Here is an 18,758-nt window from a genome sequence, read left to right on the forward strand (position 1 = left end):
GTCGCCCGGAATACTCAATCTTTTCGCCAAAGTGCTTACCCGAATACCGTCGGAGACCAAGGCTAGCACCAGAGCGGCTGACCGTTTTCAGGTAGGCTCGAAATCCAGATGGTTTTTTACCAGCGAATGCCTCGGCCCGCGCAGAAAACGAAAGATGCCTCCACGATGGGAGGTTGCGGTTTCGATGGCTGAGAGTTCGGGCGTTCTCGAGAGGCAATGGCATGGAGGATGCTGATCGGGGCTCTTGTCCGCAAGCGACCATGCTCACAAAACAAGGAAATACTGTTGGCGTCCAGTTCGAAGAAGACCAGCACTCCTTGCCTACCTTGTCTAATCCGATGACTGATTAAACTTCACCCAATAGGTGTTTGCAAGCTTCGAACGAGAGAAATCCGTGAAGATGGCGAGAACGTGCCGGCGAATTGGACGATCAGACCAGAAAGGTCCGGAAAAGGAAGCACGGGACCGCCCCCGCCGAGATGCTTGGCAACGAATGGTCGGGGAGAATCTGGTCGAGACAACGTGCACCAACAGGTCAAGAGCAACAGCAGCAGATCCGTTGGCGTTGTGGGACAAAGCGGTTTTCCGGGAAAGAACCGGCACGCTATGCGTGCCGGTATCGCACCACTGAAGGGGCCCATTGCCGAAAGGGGGATGTCCCATTTGTTGTTGAAACTCTTGATGGTCTCGCTGGTGAAAACTTAGGGTTACTTGACTTGACTTTCAACTGCTCGCCGCCATTTCCAATCGCCGAGGCGATTGGAAATGGCGGCGAAGCCGATCAGGTGGGTGCCCCCTCGGGACGCGACAATGCCGCGATCAGTCAGGTAGCGACTGATGCCCTGCGATCTTGCGGAAGCCCTTCTCTGCTTCGAGTAGCGCATACGAAAGCCAGCGTGAGGCTTGATCCGTCTCGGCTCGAAAACGGGTTACTCGATCGATCTTGCGACGTGTGTTTAAGAAAGAGTTCTCGATCGCGTTGGTGCTCAGCAGCGAACGGTGAAGCGTGTTGGGGACATTAAGACGTTGCAACGCCAAAAGGTCCTCACCGGCCTCCTGTAGACTCTTGTAAGCCTCCGCATTGATCGGCTTCAAGAACGATTTCAACTCTTTGAACACTTCCTCAGCGGCCGCGATCCCTTGCACGCTGCGAATACGCGTAAACAACCGCGATAGTTCGCCCCAATGACGCTTGGATAATTTGCCTTTGATGTTTCGCTCCTTATGCACCAAGCAACGTTGCACGACGCAGTCGGTAAAGGATTCTTTTACCGCCCCACGCAACGCATCACTGCCATCGAGTACGACGTACAGACGATGCGAGCAAGCGAAGCCACGCCCGACGATTCGACGCATCAGTTCACGTGAAATCTCGATGTTTTCGCTGCTTCCCAAAACGAAATCCAGGACATGCTTGTTACCTTCGTTGTCGATCCCCAAAGCCACGACCGCCGTCTGGTCCTTGCTTAATCGTATTCCGTCAAGCATCAATGCACACCACGTGATCGAGCCAAGATCTTTACCGCGTAGTTGATCAACCAACCGGCAACCAGCTTCCTGCTAAAGCCGTGAAACACTCGAGCGTTTGACGCCCGGAGAGTTTGGCTTAATCTCCTCAATGGCTCGTGAGCTGACGCCCGAGACGATCGCTTGGACGATCTGAGCTTGCAACTGCTGCGGATCTTTGGCCGCCCGGTAGCTGGCCAGTTCGACTTCGCAGCTGGTCCCGTCCGAGGACTTCTGACGCACACGTGGCCGAACGACCTCCTCCCGCTCGCCCTCCAAAAGCACTCGCCCCGAGGCGGATCCCGCGCGATAAAGATCGCTCGATGACGGATCGTGCTTGGGTCCACAAAGCTCAGTGACTTCGGCGGCCATGACTTCACAAATCATCTGGCGGACGTGCCCCCGTAAGAACGCTCGAAAGATTTCTCCGGTTTCTGACGCAGAAACTTGCCCAAGAGATTGCAAAAGACTAACTTCATTCATGATGATCTCCCCGTCGGTTGCCGCCGACGAAAATTGAAAAGTTGCGAAGGGCAGATTCTGCCCTCCGGGAGAACATCTTTCAACTTTCAACAATTAGTGGGACGCTTCCCAAGCCTTTCATACTGTGCGCGAGGTTTACTGAGTCGCGCGTACATCTTAGGGCGGAGTTTGACGGCACGGGGTTCAACGCGATCGGGCCGTTTACCTACCTCATGAGCTGCGATTGCATAGAGCAGTTGAAGACACCATTGCATCGCCTCAATCGGAGTCGTCAGTATGGCTAGAAAATTATTGAGAGTCTGGATAGCTCCTTTGAAACTAACGTGCCATGGCTTTGTGTCAGCCTGGATAGCAGCCAGTGCAATGGCTCTGCGTATTAAGTTGTACGCGACCAAATTGATGTAGAATTCGTTTCGAATACGATGTGGGGTTTTGCATCGCAGGTATTCCATATGCATCGTTGTCTTGAGGGATCGAAGGTTAAGCTCCGCGTTCCATCGCTGGCGAAAGATTTTTCCAATGTCCTCCTTGGTATATTGCTCTGCATCGAGGAGTGTTGTGTGCACGATAATCGTCTTCGTGCGAAACCCCTTTTGATGGACACGTATGCGCACCTCTCGAAGCTCAATCTCCTTTGGGCACTCACTATAGTCTTCGACTGACATCCATTGAGGCCGCGACGGCCTCTTGATCCGGATTATGTGATCATCTTTCCCGAGCCAAGTGCCTTTTCGAAAATCTGCTTTGCGCGATTCATTCATGCGAACGACAAGATCTAGTCTGTTTGCACCGCAAAGCACCATATCAAACCAACCCGAAAAATAGCGATCAGCAAGGATGACATCTCCTACTGAGAAGCGATGCAAAAGCCTTCGAAACATCGAAGTTTCGCCGGTGCCCTTACCTTGATAAGGGCCAATCGCCATTTCCACTACCGCTCCAACCGCGAGCGAAAACACAACCAGAATCCTTGCAAGCGGAAAGCCAACTCCCGGTCGCTGCTGCGACTCCTGAGGGTACTCCGCCAGCATTTCAGCGGTGCCAGGCATTTTCACCGTGGATCCATCGACAATTCTTACCTCCCGACCTTTCCACAATCAGCTCTTGGGAGCGTCGTTACAAAGATCGCGTCCGATGTTTCGCGCTAATGCCTCGCACCCTTTTTCCGGCAACGTGTCCCGAGCCACGCAATAGCCTCAGTATTGGCTGAACAGGCGGGTAGCCTTTTGCTGAGTCGCCATGATAAAAGCTTCGATACGACTTCTCGGCAAGAATGATCGGCGCTTAGAGTTTGAGCCAAGAAGACGGTCACAACCGTCAGAGGGTCATAGAGTGCACCTCGGGATTTACACGCTTTCTCAAAAAAGACTTTTCAATATCCTGGGTTGTCAGAAGTCCAGCAAAATACAGGTCCTTGTGACTTTGCGCGATTCGCACCATCGAGTAAAATGATGCTAACATCTTTGGCCGCCCTGCTTGGGTTTGTTCGTAACCGTTCACGGGGTGGGGAGTATCTTGGGGGCTGGCTGATTTGTTAGTTTGGCTTCGATGGCTCGAACAAGGTACTGATAGACGCTTCGATTTTGAATGCGGCATGTTGCTGCAACGCTAAAGATGCGCTCGATAAACCTGCTGCCGCCTTCCGACTGCGTTCCAAAAGATAACTTTCGATAAATGACAGCCTTGCGCAACGCTCGTTCGGCGCGGTTGTTCGTTGGTTCAAGCCCTTGATTGCTGATGAACAGCCATAACCGGTTTCGGTGCACATACAGCGATTTACACTGATTCCGCAACTTCGAATCGTGACTTCCCATTCCTGCGTACAGAAGTTCATTGATCTTCTTGGCTATTGGGATCGCTGAATTCTGGAATTCCTCCCATTCGATCTGGCCTTGCTTGAATCGATGCCATAGACGAAAAACTTCTTTGACCTCTTTCATGACTTGAGTACCGAATCCGACACGATCCGGGACCTTCGAATCGATCATCGCTTGGATATCGCGAATCAAGTGAGCCCAGCACCATTGCAGATGTTTCGCAACATAGTACATCTTCGCACGGTCGCAGTTGATGATGCCTTCAAAATTAGAACCTAGAAGCGATTCGATCGCAGTTGCTGCGCGACTGGCGAAAACAGAAAAAACGACGAATTGATTTGCTACGGCCGTCCACAGCCAGGCCTTGGTGTTGGCCTGCTTAGTGGGGGTTTCGTCCATAAAGACGTTGCGCTCTGATGCAAGCGATTGCCGGAGTTCTTCGTGCGGTTTGGCGAGCGCTGCCGATGCGATGTCCTGCATCTTGACGGTGGTTGCAGGGCAACAGGGAATGTTCAGTAGGTCGCGTAGAAATTCCGACGCTAGGCGTTTGCTTTGGCGAAAGTGTCCCATCAGTAATGCGGTAAATGCAATCAGCCTCGGTCCGGACTGTCCACTCGGTACACCTATTGGAAGCTCAGCACATGTTGTTGTGCCGCATCGGGTGCAATGGAGTCGATGACGCTGGTATTCGGTGATGAAAGCCTTGATGACCGGAAGTTCATAAACTTGGTGACGGATAGGTGAAGAATCTTCGCCGGACAGTGGTTTTTGGCAACAACGGCACGTCGAAGGCATCAGCGCAATTATAGAGTCGCATTGGTCAACCGGGACCAACGCACGCTGGTGGCGAGGGTGTCCCTTTTGTCCACCACGACTTTTACCGCTCTTGGGTTTGTTCTTAAGAGCTTTGGCGTGGGGATGCACGCTGCTTGGCGGTATTGAGGAATTCTGAGGGGTCAGTTTCTTGACTTGAGATTCGAGATCCGAGATTTTCGCATTTAAATCAACGATCTGCGATTGCAGGATGTTGATCTGGGACTGAAAGCCAGCAATCAACGCGTGCACAAAAGCCCGAACCGCCGGAGTCATCTCGGCGTCGATTTCAGCAGGGATCAGCGGATGGGATGATGTTGGTGGAGACACGATAATCTATGTCGTGTCCCAAACACCTCTTCCGTGTCTAGATCAGTTTTTCCATTTTGTTGGCGCGACCCGTGAACGGTTACGGTTTGTTCTGGTAAACCAAATCTTGAGCAAGTGAGGCCTCTTATTTGAATAGCAGTTTATCGCTGCTGGAATGCGAGCTAAAACTTAAGTTCAATAAGAACCTGAACTTCCGAAATCAGAAGAAAAGCGCAAGTGCCATTCGGGGGGATCCCCAGCAATTGAAGCCCCCTCGCTCTTCTTTTAGCTGTAAGCCTTCGCCTCACGATATCTGCCGGGTAAGAGAATCCACGAGAGCGCCCGTCAAAGATTGCAAGGCTTCCGAGGAATCTCCCGTGGAAATACCTTTGACGTAAAGCGATGGGATGATCTCGTCGATCGCCTTCGAACGACGAAGGTAGGGCGAAAGAATGCTGGAGGAGAATTGAACGCGATCGTCGGCCTCTGGTGATTTATCGCGATCACGGGGCTGTTGGATTTCGAAGGTTCCTGCCCTCGTCACCAACTCGCTTGACGGCAAGTATCGATTTTGAACCACTTGTCGCCTTCCCTCATTGTCGACTTCGTTCGAATGCCGTTTTAGGAACGCGTCGACCTCGCTTCCGAAAACAGTTTGCAGCATCCTTCTCGCCCCGTCTTGGATAATTGGGGCGAGGACGCTTCTGGCGTTCTCGACGGCTCCAAACTTAAGAACTTCCCTCCCATTCAATGGTTCAGAAGCATCGAATACCATATTTTTCATCTCGGCGTACTCCTTGTGCCCTCGTTGTGCCGCTAGTGAAACGTAACATTTACACCAGCAGGATACGCCACTTTTCCGAATACACAGAGCCCAACATTTGGTTGTATCTCGCCGCGCTGGAGTCTGAAAAATAATCTTCTGAGTGGATCAAACTTGGGGGCAAGGTCAAAGTTCTATACGTAGGTAGCTAGCTACTTTTGGGGAGGGAGTGAATTGATGGCTTGAAAGCGGGTGCGAATGGTAGCGGGAGTTCCAAGGGTGAAGTAGGCGGTATACGTGAAACGCAAGCCTGGGTGGAGGGAAAACGTTCGCAATGGTGCGATGTAAGAACAATCGGATCCCGATCCTCCCATATAGCGATAACATGTCGCTTCGTTGCATCCCGGGACATAGACGCCCAGCCCTTGACCGCTATCGTCCACATAAGCTGCCCACGATTCCGATAGTTTGATCGACTCATTCGGCCATCCCGGAATACGTTGGCTGAGATCACGTCCCGACCAAGCATCATTGCCTTCATAGTAGAACAAACGGTTGTGCCGAGGTTCTACAAAGACTGCGGGTGTCTCCTGGTGCCTTGCCGCATGGACTTTGTTTCCTGTGTACTCGAAGGCATAGCGGATGCGAACCACCGGGCCTGTCAGATCGATCGTTTGCTCCATGATGCACTCCGTGAGCAGTTCCCCCGTTGCCCAGTGCCTGGGAGTGGTCTTGGTGTAGATCTCGTGATCTGTCGACCGGAATTCCAACAACTTGGATGCCGCTCCTCGATAGTCTCCTCCTTGGACGGGATTGTAACGCCAGGGTTGTTTCACCCACTTCGAGCCGTCCTCGACGCCATAGTACGATTGCTGTACCAGTCGACCGTGGTCGTAGTGGTTGAGGACGTTGTCTTTGGTGCCGCGATCCGACAAATAAGCCATGGCTCCGCCGTGGGATCGAAGCACACCAACTTTGATTTGGTGGTTTTCGACGTACACCCAGTCCTTGTCAGAACCTCCCGTTGCGACTTCTTGACCGACGACGCTTGTCGTGGCAAGCATCCAGAGCGTGAAGTGCAAAAGCATGGAACATGGAGCATTAGGCATTTAGGTGAGATCGACGTGGGGACGGAGGAAGACGGGGGATCGCGGCGAAAGGGAATACCGGGATGCAAACAAAATGGCATCGCTACAAGACAGACGGGAGCGATATGGCAAACCAAACGATCGGTAGGTGATTACCCTATTGCCTTTCGTGGGTGACACAAGTGCATCACCGCGAACATCAAAGTAATGCAGCGAGTCACTTCCCAAAATGTGTGGGTTGTTCCACACATTCGCCGAAAGCTTAGCCACGACAGGTTTGCGAATCCCTGCCACCATACCTAGTGGAGTCTATTGAATCGTACCTCAATCGATGAGGCCACGTTTGAAGGCGTCGGCGATGGATTCTTCGATGCCGATAGTCCACTTGCGTCCATCGGTTTCTAGCTCGATGAAGTTCGCGCCGACCTCCAGCACTTTCCCGCGTATTTCACCAAGCTTCAATTCATCACCTTTGCGAAGCTTGTGGGTCTTTCCTTCAATTAATGAATGGACCCAAGCCTCGGTTCCTTGCCGACCTGCTACCAATGCGGTGACTTTCGCCTGCGAAGCAATGTCGAATTTCGCTGGTTCGATGCGAGGTGGGGGTGGGGGCGCAACGCGAATGGTGAGCAGTTGGGATGCGGACTTCGCTGGCAAACCGGAGTCGGTCGCGACGACTTTCAGCTTGTATTCTCCCAAGTCGCGTCCTGTCCAATTGATCTTTCCCGAAGCAGGATCGATGGTGAGCCCCTCGGGCGCGTCTCCATCGATCGTGTAGCTCAACGATTGATTTGGATCTGGATCCTTGGCATCGACGCTGTAGTCGACGCGCAGTCCTTGGAAAGCGTCTACCGTTCGGGTTGCAGCTAGTGCCGGCGGCTGATTGGGTGGTGAGAAAATGTTGCGATAAAGAATGGACTTGTTGAAGTCATCCAGGGATTTTGCGACCAAGCTTGGATCGGATTGAAGAGGAAGTTGATTGTCCTTTGCAGTCGGGATCGAAAGGACTTCGCAGTCCATGACGATCGCGAGCATGTCGGGATTCTTGTCTCGTTGTGTTCCCAATGGTCGAAGGTCCAAACGATTGATGCGATGCAAGAAAGGTTTGCTGTAGAACTCGTGCAGCAGGTGCGTGACGTGAGCCAGAGTGCCGTTGCCTCGCAATTGAAATTTGTGCGATTGGAATCCGTCCTTATCTCGAGCCTCCGCGGATGACGTGGCGGTATGTGTCGGATCGATTAACTTCACCTTGGTCGCCAATTCGATCAACCATCGATCGTACTCAGCCCTCGCGAGCTCGCGGCTCTTCGATGCTGATCGCGGCGTCACTTTTGTAATGCGTTGTGAAGCGACGAGTCCTTTCTGAATTTCCAGATCTTGGGCCTCTTTCTTCTTGGTCAACGTATCGATTTCCGATTTCTTGATGTCAAAACCGGATTGGATGCTCGACCAGACCATCTGACCGACGAAGAGGACGCCGATAACGCCAATGCCCGCTGCTAGAAGTTTCTCTCGTTGGTTCATGCTTAGTTGCCCTCCTCGGAAGTGGGGGATTTCTCGCCTGCGCTGGGAGGTGGGGTGGGAGCTGCCGATCCTTCGTTCGGGGCAGGATTTGGATTGGGATTTGTGTTGGGAGCTGATTGCCCCTCACCAACATTGGGGGGGGAAGTGGTTGTGGAAGGCGCCCCAACCGTTACGTTTGGAGTGGGGGAGGGAGTTACAGGGGAGGCATCACTCGCATTGTTGGCGGGCGTAGTGCTCTCTGTTGCGACGGGGGTGGGGGATGGATTTGGCGAGAGAGCCCCGGTGGGAGTCGGGTCACTCTTCGTATTGCTCTCCGAGGTCGGTGCCGTCCGAGTCTCAGGAATCGGAACAGACTTCCATTTCCGCGGATCTTCGACTTTTCGTCCAGCGAGACGGATGGTGAGATCGGAGGACCACGGGTACTTGCTGGTTCGATCTGGATTCTTAGCGATGCCCGTAGCATTGATCTCGTGATCCGGATCACGCAAGGCGGCTTGCATTTCCGGTGCATCTTCACTTTCTTGGAAGATGAACTTTGACGAGACAGCTGCGTTGGTTCCCTTGGCGTCTAGCGAGAAGGTAGCCGATCCAAACATGGCTTGATCGGCCGGGAGTGATTTTTTGGACAAGTACTCCAGCTCTTCGAGCCAAGAGTAATTGCCGGCGAGGAAGGCCTCGATCTTCCTCCATTCGTTCTCCTTCTGCGTTGCCAGCTTCACCGCCCCTTCATTCTGCTTGATGGAATCGTTGAGAGCGATGATCTGTTGGTCGAGATCGGCATGAGACGCGAAATACGAGTAGAGGCCGAGTCCGACGACCAGTGCGGCGGCAGCACCAGCCAAGCTGTAAGTAAGGACTGGGACCTTCTTTTCTATCCGTTTGCGAGGGTGTCGGAAGTCGATCAGATGCTCGTGGTAACTGGGAGCAAACAATGCACCAATGGCTGCCGCGTACTTGCCGGACTCATGTCCTGATTCCCCTTTCGCTTTCGCCGATACGTCCGCCAGTTCGAATGGATCGAGGCTGCTTACTGGGAGCGACAAGCTGTCGGTAAGGATTCGGCACAAAGCTTCACGAGCCGAGAGGGATCCCCACACTATGACTTGGGTGACACTTAAGTTGGAGAACTGCGATGCGGCCGAGAGAAGTGTTCGCTTGATTTCGGAACTGATTGTTTTGTTTCGAGACCCTTCGTCTTGATCCGCATCGAAGCGAATGGTTCGCATGAAGACAACATTCTTGCCATCCACGATCGCCATATCCGCTTCTTGCTGAAGCAAATCGACGAACAAGGTGACTTGATTGGCGAGTTCCGGCCTCTTAAGAAGGGCTACCGTACTGGCGACCATCGGGCGCAGGACCAACTGCGAAAACTTAAGTCCGTTATCCTCGAGAATCTTCTCCAACCGTTCGATGCGGGCCGGATTGACCGAAGCGGCGAGCACCTCCGTCATACCATCCGGGGTTAAGCCGAGCGTGACGAAATCGATCGGCCAATTGTCACCGACGCTGGCAAACTGTCTTTGCGCGGCGAATCGGACCATGTCCGGCATTTCGTTCTTATCGACAGTGGGGACATGGACGGCTCGAAGTTCGACGTTGCTGCGCGCGACGCAAACGATGGCGTTTCCGGCTCGAATGTTTCCTTTTTTGAGGAGCAGTTGAAGGGCCGCAAGGGTTTTCGGACTCTCCAAAAAATCTTCATTGGGCCCGAGATCGAGCGGGGCCGAAAGTACTTGCTCGACCGAAACCCCTGTGAGGCCGCTCGTGCCAACCGCGATCCGCATTTCCTTTGGATCGCAGTCAATGGTGATGGTCTTGGACATTCGTCTTGAGGTGTTAAGGGAAGTGTCGATTAGGTTTTATTGAGGGACGACCAAGCCCATGGCTCGCTGTCCCAAAGTTGTTTGGCTAAAGCCCCGCCCTAAGTGATCCAGTTTGCGATAGAGCAGAACAGTGGGGACTTGGGTGCTGGCGTCGATGATGGCTTCCGTGCGGGCATATCGTGCGGACTGTTCGAAGTAGCCCACACTTTGTACACGCATGCAATCACCACCGGCTGTGATCAAGGGTGCGATCGTTTTCATCTGTTGAAGGGTGATAATTCCTTCGACCAACGGCCAAGTCTCGTACTTGCGATTGTCGGTATCGGAGGACATTCCGCGAGCCTCCAACAGCGCGTCCAAAATCTCCGTAGTCATTCCGGGCAAACCTCGGAGGATCTCGCGCGGCGCCTCATTTATATTAATTCGCCCTGGGAGGGTCGTCGCAGTTACAGCCGTCAGTTTCTCCATAATCATGGGCATGTATATCGCCATGGCGACGGGCTGGTTCACCAGGGGAGACGTAAACGTGACTTGCTCGCCGTTCAATTGGGCGGTGAACTCGGCGCCGACCAAATCCAGGACTTGACGAACACGTCCGGCGGGTGGGTTTGCCGTATCGATTCCGATCGACTCGAAGTATTCGGCTTTCCATTCCATCCGTTTCCCGCCGTTATTTCCGCCTGGGTTTCCAACGATTATTCCACCGCCAGGGCCCATTCCTCCGCCATTGCCCATGCCCCGACCGGGTCCGCCATTGTTTCCACCGTTATTTCCGCCACGGCCACCGTTGTCGCCGCCGTTGTTTCCACCCCGGCCACCGTTGTCGCCGCCGCGTCCTCCGTCACGACCGCCGTTCCGGCCGCCGCCAGGCCCTTGCCCGGGTTGACCGGGTCCGCCTTGTCCTGGTCCACGACCGCCACCTTGCAAGCCTCCCTGTCCGCCCTGTCCGCTGGGGCCACCTTGTCCACCAGGCTGCCCTGGTCTTCCGCCTTGGAATCCGCCCCGCCCACCTTGTTGCAAGAACGAGGTCAACATGAGAGGTTGCTGCAATATCAAGGGGAGGGTTTCCATAACAATCTGAGAACGGCCTCCTCGCCCTCCTGGAGCTCCACCGCCTCGCGGGAATCCTCCACCGGGATTCCCGCCTGGGCCCCCTCCGGGGCCGCCTGGGCCAAATCCGCCTCCCGGCCCCCCGGGACCGCCAGGTCCACGATTTCCGCCGCCTTGACCACCGGGGCCACCTTGCCCTCTAGGCCCGCCTTGACCACCCTGTCCGTCTTGGCCACCATTGTTTCCGCGTCCACCGCTGGGGCCTCCGCCAGGTCCGCCTCCTTGTCCGGGCACTCCAATGACGCCCGCACCTCCCGTTCCAGCTTGCCCTGCCCCCTGTTGGTTCTGCATATACCGATAAGCCAGGATGAAGCTGGAGAGCTCCGGTCCGACCGCTGCTTCTAGATCCGTTTGAAGGGTCGCGATGTCGGTATTGTTGATGTTGATCTTGGGAGATCCATCGGACATGGTGTTCCGCTCTTTGGAATACAGCGTCAAGTAAACGGCCCAACCTAAGTCCGGAGTCTCGGTCTCGGTTTCCTCATCGCTACCGCTGACATAATCCGGGGATTCTCCCAGTTGCGACAAGGCAGACTCCTCGGCAGGGTCGAGGACTCCGTTTCGATTTTGGTCCAAACCGAACAGCAAGTCCGGAGTAACGCCTCGAACCAGCAGCAGTTGCTCGATGGACTGCAGCGGGCCGTTTACGGGTGCATAAGGGGTGGAGAGAGTCATGTAATAGTCCCGCTCCGCACCGTATTCTCGCGGTTCGTCGTCTTCATCCACGAAATCTAAGATGGCATCGGCGACATCTTCGGTCATGCCGGGCAAGGCCATGAGCAATTCGCGTCCTACGCCGCCAGCAGCTGATTGGCCCGTCCCGCCCCCGGAGCCACTGCCGCCCGATAAACCACCTGATGCACCGGAGATCGCACTTCCTCCCATTCCACCACTTGCTCTACCTCCACCTGTTCCGCTTCCTGCAGCACCTGCACCTCCAGCAGACCCTCCTGCGCCACCACCGCCTGCACCGTTAGCCCCTCCTCCGCCAGATCCGCCAGCACCTCCCACCCCGCCTGCACCACCTCCGCCGAGACCTCCGCCCGGCGCCCCTCCCAATCCGAGGCTGGAAAGGTCTTGGCCCATGGCCTGCTGAGCGATCTGTTGGACGCTGAACTGCTTATCGATGATGGGGAGGACATTCACATTGAGTCGGGCTGATTCATTGTGAAGCCCGAATCGAACGCCCGCATAGTACCCTTCTTCGTCCAAATCGGGCGCAACGAGGGAATAGTTGCAAACGTTCATTTCCCCCTTCCCTTGAAAGACCGAAATGGCTTGGAAATAGTCGGGATTGCTGTAGGTACCACCTGCTTCTATTCGCTGGTCGCGCGTGTACGAAAGGAACAATCTCGCTGCGTCGATACCGGAATCGGCTGCGTAACGCGCTTGCACTGCTTCCCCAGCCAGGATGGATTCCTCGTGCCCGGTTAGCATGGAGCGGGAGTAAGCCAATGCACCAAGCGAAATGGCCGAAACGACGAGCAAAACCAACAGCAAAATAAAGCCGCGCCGCTTCGACTGCGAAGCGTGATTGGCCTTCCTTTTTCTGATCGAAGTTTTTTTAGAACGTCTCATCGTTTCATTCCTCCTTAAAAGCCCATTGAACTTGTTCCACTGCCCGACGCTTGAGGAGCGGATAGCAAATGGGCACCCGGGATGATCGCGTTGATGGAATACACATCGACGCCGAACTCCCGCATGGTTTCTGGTGTGATCGAAGACATCATTACACCTGGTTCCATCGGATTGGTTCGGGCCTTGCCCTCACGCTGCAATGCGATGGTAATCTTGATCACTTTTGGCAATCCTTGAACACTGCTGTCCCATTGAAGTTGCCACATTGTCCCATCGAAATATTGAAATTCGATAGAAATCACTTCGGTCGCCACCAGTTCTCCCGTTCGTAAGAGGGAGTCCGTCGATGCTTGCTCGTACGCATACTGGGTGATGGCGCGATCCAACGAACGCCGCACCAACCCACCGGGCCCTGCGGAAGTGGTTTCGATTCCAGCTCCGAGGATCGTCAATCCTCCCAGTGGATCTTTTACGCCGTCCGGCCGGGGAGCTTGGACGTAGTAACTCACAGTCTTGATATCGCTGGGCATGTCTCCGAGCGTGCCCGTAGAAATATCCCCTTCGGTGGCATAGTACTCATCCGGTCTAGGGAGTTTGCTGATATCGATTTCGATAGACGCTTCGCTCCCATAGATCCCGGGTGGCAATGCCGACACCGGAGCTGCTCCTGCATCGCCGGAAGCCATCCCGCTCGATGGAGAGGCACTCCCGCTCATCGCGTCCGCACCGAAAGCACTGGGAGCTGCCCCCGATCCAGCGCTGGTTGAGGCTGCCCCTCCGGCAGACGCTCCACCCGCTTGCCCGCCACTGAGGATCTCACTCAATCCGCTGGAGTCAAAGGGCTGATAGCGCACGGTGGCACGAATATCTTCGGCGATCATATTCAAGATTGCGCGGGCCAGCTGGGCTTGCTTTACTTGCTCGCGTCCTGAACTTTGATTGATCAAATAGAGCTGGACCAACGAACCTACCAAACCGGCTACGACGGCGGTCAGCATCAGCGCCAGAATCAGTTCCAGCAACGTGAATCCGGATATGCGGCGAGTGTTCATTACTGAATTCCTCCCGCCGAACCACTCGTTGCACCTGCGCCTGTCGTTCCCATGCCGGTCGCCCCAGAACCGTCGGCCGTCGGGTCGCTCGAGGGGGGACTATCCAAGCCGAGGCTAGGATCGATGACCCAGCGAACGATGAAAAACAATTCAGGGCTCCCGGTGACCGGATTGGGATTGTCGGTGACTGCCAATCGCAACCCAATCATATTCTCACGCTCGGTGGCGCTGGTCTCCAACCGGTAATACCATTGCCCGGGAAGCGAACCGTCTTCATTGAGGGTCCAGTCGAGTGGCTCCATCGGAATGGCCCCGACCAAGACCTCTGCCATTTTCGATTCACATAGCATTTGGGCTTGCGCGAGCTTTTGAGCCGACAGAGCGTTGTCGGTGGCTTGTCGGGTGATCTGCGCTAAAAGTGCAGCCGAGACCGCGAGAATAGCCAGCGCCAAGACGACCTCCAGCAAGGATAACCCACTACGCGTTGCTTGTCCCTTTCCCGAAGAATTTCGAGGACGACCAAGCCGCAGGAAAGGCAGCTGGACTCGAATGGTATCGGTGCATCTTTTTGCTTTGATCTGCGTCATGGCTCAAGGTGCTCCGGATGGTGTCGAGGCTTCGATGGCGGGCAAAGTGGAGGGATCAACCGATGTGGTAGCGTAGAAACTGATCTGTCCCGTCACCCCTCGCAATTGAACTACCATTCGGCGGCCCTTTTCATCCGCCAAGATAATCTGAGCGGTCGTTGTCGAACCGTCCGGATAAAGCAGGATGGGATTCGATTCGCTACCGGCAACGGGTGCTGCAGCCCCTGCGACGGGAACGCTGCCTGTTTCGGTTTCGATAGCAGCTGCGTTGCGAGTATCGATCAACGTATCGACCGACGCGAACTGAACTCCGGTTTCTAACTCTTGGATCTCGCTCTCGGTGGATTCGGCGGATGTCGCAACACCACCACCGGCAGCAGCCTCAGTCTCTACCACAGCACCGGTCGCGTCCTGCACGGTCGCACCCGCTGAAGCGTCAATATCATCGTAGGTCCCAAGCCACGCGTCGATCGAGTAGTCGCGGCCATTCAACGTCGCCTTGAAGACTTGGGCTTGCCCATTCTTCATTGCTTCCACGCGGGCTTCCGCAAGATCGTTGGCCAGTCTTTCTGCAGCATTGCGAAGCCTCCGGCTCGTAATCATCGATTCGAAAGTCGGGGCCGCAATACCAGCCAACGCAACGAGAATGGCAAGGACGAGAAGGACCTCGATCAAGGTCACGCCTGAGCGACTGTGGGTCGACGCAGGTACGAACGTCGGCCAAGAAACGGAGCGAAGCCAATGCGAAAAGCGTTGGCTCTTCGTTGATGTTCGTCCTTTCGTTGGCATGGAATGGGGTGACCTGCAATAAAGGAAATCGCCATCCGATGGGGATGGCGCTGGAGGTCTCGGTCGCATCGGAAATGCCACCTGAGTTCTTCACACATCGCCCAACAGGCGACGAACGAAGTGACTACGGAGTAATGTCGTCTTGGGTTCCCGACTGACCGTCCGGACCAAGGCTTCGCAATTCAAACGCCGTTCCATTGAGCTTGTATTCGTAAGGGCGATTCCATGGGTCCGCAGGCACTGGCTTGTCAAGCTTCTGAACCCACATCGACGGATCGGCTAAATCGCTAGGCTGCTGGTGCAATGCGTCGAGCGCCGAAGGCAACGAACCGACCTGGATTTGATATTCCTTCAGCGAGGTTGAAAGAATCCCCAACATGGCCTTAGCCTGGTTCTTCTTGGCTTGATCAAAAGTTCCCGTCAATGCTCGGATACCAAAGCCTGCGATGACGACGATGATGATAAGAACCAAGAGGACTTCCATCAGCGTGAATGCGCTGCGTTGACGTCCTCTGCTAATTGGTCTTCTTTTCATAGTAAATATTCCTTTCTTACGAGTCTTCCAATGGACGTTGGAGGTGGGAGCGAGGTACTGCGATCGATTACAGAGAGCTCGCGGAATTGATGATGGGGAGCATGAGTGCCAATACGACGAACATGACCATGCTCGCTAGCACGAGCAACATCACGGGTTCCAATAATCGGACGACTGTTTCCAATCGCCGAAAGGTGGTCCGCTCCAAGTTGTCTGAGATCGTCACCAAGACATTGTCGAGGTTATTCGATTCTTCTGCAATGGATATCATTTCGACGACGGTCATGGGAAAGTGCCCGGATTTCTCCAGCTGCTTAGCAAGTCTCTCCCCTGCCGTGATTTCCTCACTCGCCTTCTGAACCGATTCCGCCAAGATGATATTCCCGGCGGCGTGCCGGCTGATCTCCAGCGAACGGAGTAGGGGAACGCCATTTTTCAGTAGCGTTCCAAGGACTCTGCAGAAGCGGGAAACAGCCAGATTTAGAAACACCGAACCAAGCAAAGGTGTCTTGATTTTTGCTAAATCGGCATTTCTTTTCCCTTTTTCCGTTTTCAGATATTGGTTGAGTCCCAAGCCAATCAGTGCGATCGCTCCGAGAACCACCCACCAAAACCGCTGCACAAAACGGCTGAGTGCGAGGAGAACTTCGGTCGCTTGTGGTAACGCTCCCTTTTTTCGCATCTGTTCGAAGATCGAATCGAATTGCGGTACGAAGAAAATGAGCAGGACGGTGACGACGATCACACCGACGCTCATAACGAATACGGGATAGGCGAGCGCTCCGGCTGTCTTCCCCTTCATTTCTTCCTGCTGTTCGATGAATGAACCGACTCGTTCCAACGCGTCCTCGAGGAACCCGCCTTCGGCTCCCGCGCGAACCATGTTGACTCCCATATCATTGAAGATCCGAGGATAGCGGGACATCGCATCTCCCAAGGACTCTCCTTCTTCCACTCGGCTTTTGATTTCCGACACCGCGTTCCGCAATGTTCGGCTGGAACCAGATTGGGTGGAGAGAACACTGAGTGCCCGAAGCATTGGGACGCCGCTTCGCAATAGGGAAGCGAGTTGTTCATAAAAGCCGGCCATCTGGGCACCAGCAACCCGGCGGGTTTTCTTGACCTGCGAACCTTTATTAATCGTGATCGAGATCGGGAACAACGACTTCGCACCCAACTGAGAAGCCGCATCGCGCTGGCTGTTGGCCGAAATCGTACCGGTAATCGACTTGCCCTTCATATCTCGGGCAGTGTAAGCAAAATCTGGCATAGGAGATTATCCGAGGTGATCTCCCTTGGTCGCTCTCAGCACTTCATCGATGCTGGTCGCACCTTCCATCGCCTTGCGGAATGCATCATCTCGCAGAGTGAGCATACCTGCTTCGATCGCAGCTTGTTTGATTTCAAACGAACTCTTGCGGTCGTGTGCCAATTGTCGCACCTTTTCGGTCGTCGCAAGCAATTCATAGATACCAAAACGACCAGCGTAACCAAGATTGCGGCAAGTCCTGCAACCGACGGGGCGGTAGAGCGGACGACCTTCCAACTTATGCCATGGGAAGTCGCGAGGCATGTCCTCAGGCTTTGGAGCATAAGGCTCTTTGCAAGATGGGCATAGACGTCGAACAAGCCGCTGCGCCATGATGCCTTCCACGGTGCTGGCGACCAAGAAGGGTTCGATTCCCATATCGACGATCCGAGTGAAAGCACCTGCAGCATCGTTGGTGTGCAAGGTGCTAAAAACCGTGTGACCGGTGAGAGAGGCCTGGATCGCGTTTTCCGCTGTCTCCGCGTCCCGGATTTCCCCGACGAGCACGACGTCGGGGTCGTGACGCAAAATGCTTCGAAGGGACGCCGCGAATGTGAGGCCAATCTTGGGATGGACCTGGATTTGGCTAATTCCTTCGAGTTGGTATTCGACTGGATCTTCGGTCGTGATGATCTTCACTTCCGGGGACTTGATCTCCAGCAGTGAACTGTAAAGCGTGGTCGTCTTTCCCGAACCGGTCGGACCCGTTACCAGGATGATTCCGTGAGGAAGGCGGATCAGTTCGCTGAAGAGTTTGTAGGTGGCGTCCCCCATCCCAAGATTTCGAAGGTCGAACTTCATCGAGCCTTTATCGAGAATCCGCATGACCAAGCTTTCGCCGTGAATCATCGGAATGACGGAGACCCGGACATCGACCTCACGACCGTGAACACGCAGTTTGATACGACCATCCTGGGGAAGTCGCTTCTCGGCGATATTCAAACGAGCCATGATCTTCAAACGGGAAATAATCGCCGCTTGGAATCGATTGATTTCGGGTGGGACAGGCTGGGTGTGAAGAATACCGTCGATTCGATAGCGAACGACCAACCCGCTGGCCTGAGATTCGATGTGCACGTCACTGGATCGGGAATCGACCGCTTCTACGAGCAATTCATTGACCAACCGGACCACCGACGCCTCTTGCGCTTGCTCTCCGAGCTCGCTGCCATCGGCCTCGATCTTCTCCAACAGTTCGATTTCGTCGTCTTCGGCTTTGGCTGCCATCAAGCCTTCGATGGTCTCGCTACCAACCCCCAAGTGCTTTTTCACCAGCTTGGCGATTTCCGACTTTTCGGCCACCAGCGGGACGACTTGGAGCCCCGTCGCTGCGGCGGCCTCATCGATGGGATACAGGTCGAGCGGATTATGGGTCGCGACAAAGAGCTGCCCCCCCTCACGCTTGATCGGGAAGAGTCCGTGGCGATAGATCAACTTTTGCGGGAAAGTCTGCAGCAGACTCAGGTCAGGGTTCGCTTCTCGCAAGTCGATAAAATCGAGGCCGAACTCGTCGGCGACGGCCCGGAGCGCATCTTCTTCCTTGGCAAACCCGGAGCTAATAATGCTCTCAAGAATGCCACCGCCATTCATGTTATTGCGGGATTGGGTAAGTTGCTCCTGCGTGATCAAGCCCCGCCGAAGCAGCAATTCGCCTGCCTCTGTAATCATG

At 54.6% G+C, this 18,758-nt stretch carries 13 protein-coding genes and 1 pseudogene; all 14 read right to left on the minus strand.

Going from position 1 to position 18,758, the window contains the following annotated elements; translation table 11 throughout:
* Positions 1–781: 781 nt before the first annotated feature.
* Positions 782–2,082: pseudogene (locus tag VN12_RS00405) on the minus strand (IS256 family transposase).
* A complete protein-coding gene (locus VN12_RS00410) occupies positions 2,076–3,086 on the minus strand; it encodes an IS4 family transposase (protein ID WP_256388117.1) in 1,011 nt (336 codons plus the stop codon). The pseudogene VN12_RS00405 and the gene VN12_RS00410 overlap by 7 nt, the downstream one beginning before the upstream one ends.
* Positions 3,087–3,485: 399 nt before the next feature.
* A complete protein-coding gene (gene tnpC, locus VN12_RS00415; protein ID WP_146674972.1) occupies positions 3,486–4,949 on the minus strand; it encodes an IS66 family transposase in 1,464 nt (487 codons plus the stop codon).
* 283 nt (positions 4,950–5,232) lie between these two features.
* A complete protein-coding gene (locus VN12_RS00420; RefSeq protein ID WP_146674973.1) occupies positions 5,233–5,712 on the minus strand; it encodes a transposase in 480 nt (159 codons plus the stop codon).
* 191 nt (positions 5,713–5,903) lie between these two features.
* Entirely contained in the window at positions 5,904–6,779 is an 876-nt protein-coding gene (locus VN12_RS00425; protein WP_146674974.1) for a hypothetical protein, read from the minus strand.
* A gap of 324 nt (positions 6,780–7,103) precedes the next feature.
* Positions 7,104–8,303 carry a cadherin repeat domain-containing protein gene (locus VN12_RS00430; protein WP_146674975.1) on the minus strand — a complete coding sequence of 400 codons (1,200 nt, stop codon included), beginning with the start codon at positions 8,301–8,303 and terminating at the stop codon, positions 7,104–7,106.
* A 2-nt stretch (positions 8,304–8,305) separates the two neighbouring features.
* Positions 8,306–10,129, minus strand: a complete 1,824-nt coding sequence (locus VN12_RS00435; RefSeq protein WP_146674976.1) for a hypothetical protein — start codon at positions 10,127–10,129, stop codon at positions 8,306–8,308.
* 36 nt (positions 10,130–10,165) lie between these two features.
* Complete coding sequence (locus VN12_RS26680) at positions 10,166–12,817, minus strand: type II secretion system protein GspK (RefSeq protein WP_146674977.1); 2,652 nt, start codon at positions 12,815–12,817, stop codon at positions 10,166–10,168.
* Positions 12,818–12,831: 14 nt separating this feature from the next.
* Positions 12,832–13,869, minus strand: coding sequence for a prepilin-type N-terminal cleavage/methylation domain-containing protein (locus VN12_RS00445; protein ID WP_146674978.1), 1,038 nt, complete (start codon positions 13,867–13,869; stop codon positions 12,832–12,834).
* Positions 13,869–14,456 carry a prepilin-type N-terminal cleavage/methylation domain-containing protein gene (locus tag VN12_RS00450; RefSeq protein WP_146674979.1) on the minus strand — a complete coding sequence of 196 codons (588 nt, stop codon included), beginning with the start codon at positions 14,454–14,456 and terminating at the stop codon, positions 13,869–13,871. Before VN12_RS00450 ends, VN12_RS00445 begins: the two co-directional genes overlap by 1 nt.
* A gap of 3 nt (positions 14,457–14,459) precedes the next feature.
* Positions 14,460–15,245, minus strand: coding sequence for a Tfp pilus assembly protein FimT/FimU (locus VN12_RS00455; RefSeq protein ID WP_168164115.1), 786 nt, complete (start codon positions 15,243–15,245; stop codon positions 14,460–14,462).
* A 124-nt stretch (positions 15,246–15,369) separates the two neighbouring features.
* Positions 15,370–15,780, minus strand: coding sequence for a type II secretion system protein GspG (locus VN12_RS00460; protein WP_146674981.1), 411 nt, complete (start codon positions 15,778–15,780; stop codon positions 15,370–15,372).
* Positions 15,781–15,847: 67 nt separating this feature from the next.
* Complete coding sequence (locus tag VN12_RS00465; protein WP_146674982.1) at positions 15,848–17,050, minus strand: type II secretion system F family protein; 1,203 nt, start codon at positions 17,048–17,050, stop codon at positions 15,848–15,850.
* Between the two features lie 6 nt (positions 17,051–17,056).
* Positions 17,057–18,757, minus strand: a complete 1,701-nt coding sequence (locus VN12_RS00470; protein ID WP_146674983.1) for a GspE/PulE family protein — start codon at positions 18,755–18,757, stop codon at positions 17,057–17,059.
* Between the last annotated feature and the right edge of the window lies 1 nt (position 18,758).

This window comes from Pirellula sp. SH-Sr6A, assembly GCF_001610875.1.
Taxonomy (GTDB): domain Bacteria; phylum Planctomycetota; class Planctomycetia; order Pirellulales; family Pirellulaceae; genus JBKCUI01.

What these genes read in the sequence shown, in the direction of transcription:
- VN12_RS00420 (WP_146674973.1), bottom strand. Translation starts at nt 5,712, where the DNA reads ATGAAAAATATGGTATTCGATGCTTCTGAACCATTGAATGGGAGGGAA.
- VN12_RS00425 (WP_146674974.1), bottom strand. Translation starts at nt 6,779, where the DNA reads ATGCTTTTGCACTTCACGCTCTGGATGCTTGCCACGACAAGCGTCGTC.
- VN12_RS00430 (WP_146674975.1), bottom strand. Translation starts at nt 8,303, where the DNA reads ATGAACCAACGAGAGAAACTTCTAGCAGCGGGCATTGGCGTTATCGGC.
- VN12_RS00435 (WP_146674976.1), bottom strand. Translation starts at nt 10,129, where the DNA reads ATGTCCAAGACCATCACCATTGACTGCGATCCAAAGGAAATGCGGATC.
- VN12_RS26680 (WP_146674977.1), bottom strand. Translation starts at nt 12,817, where the DNA reads ATGAGACGTTCTAAAAAAACTTCGATCAGAAAAAGGAAGGCCAATCAC.
- VN12_RS00445 (WP_146674978.1), bottom strand. Translation starts at nt 13,869, where the DNA reads ATGAACACTCGCCGCATATCCGGATTCACGTTGCTGGAACTGATTCTG.
- VN12_RS00450 (WP_146674979.1), bottom strand. Translation starts at nt 14,456, where the DNA reads ATGACGCAGATCAAAGCAAAAAGATGCACCGATACCATTCGAGTCCAG.
- VN12_RS00455 (WP_168164115.1), bottom strand. Translation starts at nt 15,245, where the DNA reads ATGCCAACGAAAGGACGAACATCAACGAAGAGCCAACGCTTTTCGCAT.
- VN12_RS00460 (WP_146674981.1), bottom strand. Translation starts at nt 15,780, where the DNA reads ATGAAAAGAAGACCAATTAGCAGAGGACGTCAACGCAGCGCATTCACG.
- VN12_RS00465 (WP_146674982.1), bottom strand. Translation starts at nt 17,050, where the DNA reads ATGCCAGATTTTGCTTACACTGCCCGAGATATGAAGGGCAAGTCGATT.
- VN12_RS00470 (WP_146674983.1), bottom strand. Translation starts at nt 18,757, where the DNA reads ATGATTACAGAGGCAGGCGAATTGCTGCTTCGGCGGGGCTTGATCACG.